Source organism: Arachidicoccus sp. (genome assembly GCF_050436765.1).
GTDB lineage: Bacteria > Bacteroidota > Bacteroidia > Chitinophagales > Chitinophagaceae > Arachidicoccus.
The window spans coordinates 1-2,508 of record NZ_JBNQGD010000270.1 but is presented as its reverse complement, the minus strand read 5'-3'; the positions used below and the strand labels follow the sequence as shown (position 1 = coordinate 2,508).

Below are 2,508 nucleotides of genomic sequence, written 5' to 3'. Positions count from 1 at the left end.
CTGAAACAAAAGGAAAAACCTTAGAGGAAATTGAAGGATTCTGGAAGAAGAAATAGGACATTGAATGCAGAATTTTGAAGTAAAAACGAGTTGTAATCTTGATCCGCGGCACTTAGGATAGGATTGGATAAGTTTACACTCGTTTTTCAAAATACTTCCTGGTTTTTTGGCTTTATTCCGTAAATTACAAACGATTGTTTTGATATTTTTTGTTAATATCATATTTACTTTAATACCGCAATATTACTAATATAAGGCTTGTTTTTGTAAGATATTTTGGTTGTTTTTTTATTATTGCGCAATCGATTGCAATTTTTTCTTAGAACGAAATTTTATTTCTATTTTGAGTGAATAATTTAAATCTTTAAATCTTTAAATATTATGAAATATTTTTTTGTAAAAATTTCATTTGTAATTATTACAATTATAGGTCTTTTTTCGTTTCTTTCTTTCAAGAGTCATTTATCGTTTAAGAATGATAAGGGTTTGAAAGATTACTATAAAGATTATTTCCCTATTGGCGTGGCGGTGAATGTACGTGATCTTTCTGGAAAGGAATCGCAATTGGTATTGAAGGAGTTTAATAGCCTTACTCCTGAAAATGATATGAAAATTGGGCCCATTCATCCATTTCCGAATCTTTATAACTGGACTAATGCGGATTCAATTGTTGCATTTGCTGAACACCACCATTTAAAAATAAGAGGTCATAATTTGTGTTGGTATCAACAGGCACCGAAATGGTTTTTTGTGGATAGTCATGGAAAATTGGTTTCCAAGGATACTTTATTGCAGCGACTAAAACAACATATTTCTACCGTAGTTGGAAGATATAAGCAAAGTGTATATGCCTGGGACGTAGTGAATGAAGCTATTTCAGATAAGGATTCAGCTTATTTACGTGATTCTAAGTGGTCGCAAATTTGCGGTGAAGACTTTATTGACAGTGCATTCTGTTATGCACACGAGGCAGATCCCCGGGCGCAATTATTTTATAATGATTATAATGTCGTTGTTCCCAAAAAAAGGGAGAAGATATATAGGCTTTTGAAAAACCTGATAGCAAAAGGGATTCCTGTTTCAGGAATTGGTATTCAAGGGCATTGGTCTGTCAATACTCCTTCACAACAAGAGTTGCAAAAGACAATCCAATTGTTTGCCTCTCTTGGATTAAAAGTACAAATTACTGAATTAGATATTTCACTTTACGGAGGTAGAAGAAAACGAATATTTCCCTCTGCCAAAGAAGAGGATAATTATATGGATTCATTAAACGTCTTGCAACAGGCAAAATATAAAATGCTATTTGATGTATTTCGTAAATACAAAAAATATATTGGTGGGGTCACTTTTTGGAATTTGTCGGATAGATATACTTGGCTTAATCATTACCCGCTTAAAGGAAGACGTAATTATCCTTTGCTTTTTGATACATTGCTGCAGCGTAAGGCAGCTTATTGGGATGTTGTAAAATGGTAAAAATATTTATGTAATTTTTAAATTTCAAGCAAAATGTCAAAGTTGTATAGTGGGAAGATAAAAGAGTTACAATCTAGAATAGTTTGTTACTCGGAGGTAAGAGCATATGAAGAATTATATAGGCTATTGTTTTCTGAGTTGTATAAATATTCTTATACTTTTATTAAAAGCCATGAATGTGCCGAAGAAATTGTTTCTGACGTATTTATAAAACTTTGGAAGATTCGTTTAACACTTCGTGACGTAGACAATCTTAAAACTTATTTGTACAAGGCGACTAAAAACTATTCACTCAATTATATTTCTAAAACTTCTAGGATTCAAGTATTGACCTTAGATGAGATGAAAACCATGGCTACCTCGACGGTTTTGAATTATAGTCCTGAAGATATTTATATATCCAATGAATCTATGAATATTATAAGTCGGGTTATCCGTGAATTGCCTCCACAGTGCAGACAAATATTTAAACTGGTAAGGGAAGACGGGCTTAAATATAAGGATGTGGCTATTGCATTAAATATTTCCACCTTTACTGTTAGAAATCAAATTGTAATTGCGACTAGAAAAATTTCAAACGCGTTAACGTTAAATGGCAATATGTTATTCTCTCCATCTTAAATTCTTTAATTGTCTTTAGTACATTATTAAGAAAATGTTGTCTTACTTATAAGGAAGTTATAAAATTCTTAGTTGCTTACGCATAATTACCTGCTTTTGGCTGGAATATTTTGATAATCGTGAAATGAAATATAAGAAAATGGAAGCCCGCAACTGCTGGAAAAAATTGATTGCAATTTATTATTGGCGATTTTAATTCTTATTCGAAATAATTGCTTTTTTAAAGTGCTAAAACTGGTTACTGAGATCTCCAATTATTAATACGCAACAGTAAATACATTTATTGGTAATAAATACTCTTGGCTCTATACATAAATAAGATATGGAAAAAAATAATTTTATGCGGAATGAAAATCGCAAAATTTTGATCTCATCGTTGAGGACGATAATCACATCCATTGTAATATT

At 31.5% G+C, this 2,508-nt stretch carries 2 protein-coding genes; both read left to right on the top strand.

Translation table 11 applies throughout. From position 1 onward, the window contains the following. Nucleotides 1-381: 381 nt before the first annotated feature. Nucleotides 382-1,479 (top strand): endo-1,4-beta-xylanase, encoded by a 1,098-nt coding sequence (locus ACQR30_RS11805; RefSeq protein WP_429735320.1) that lies wholly within the window; start codon nucleotides 382-384, stop codon nucleotides 1,477-1,479. A gap of 33 nt (nucleotides 1,480-1,512) precedes the next feature. Further along, a complete protein-coding gene (locus ACQR30_RS11800) occupies nucleotides 1,513-2,100 on the top strand; it encodes an RNA polymerase sigma-70 factor (RefSeq protein WP_429735318.1) in 588 nt (195 codons plus the stop codon). The last annotated feature ends 408 nt before the right edge of the window (nucleotides 2,101-2,508 follow it).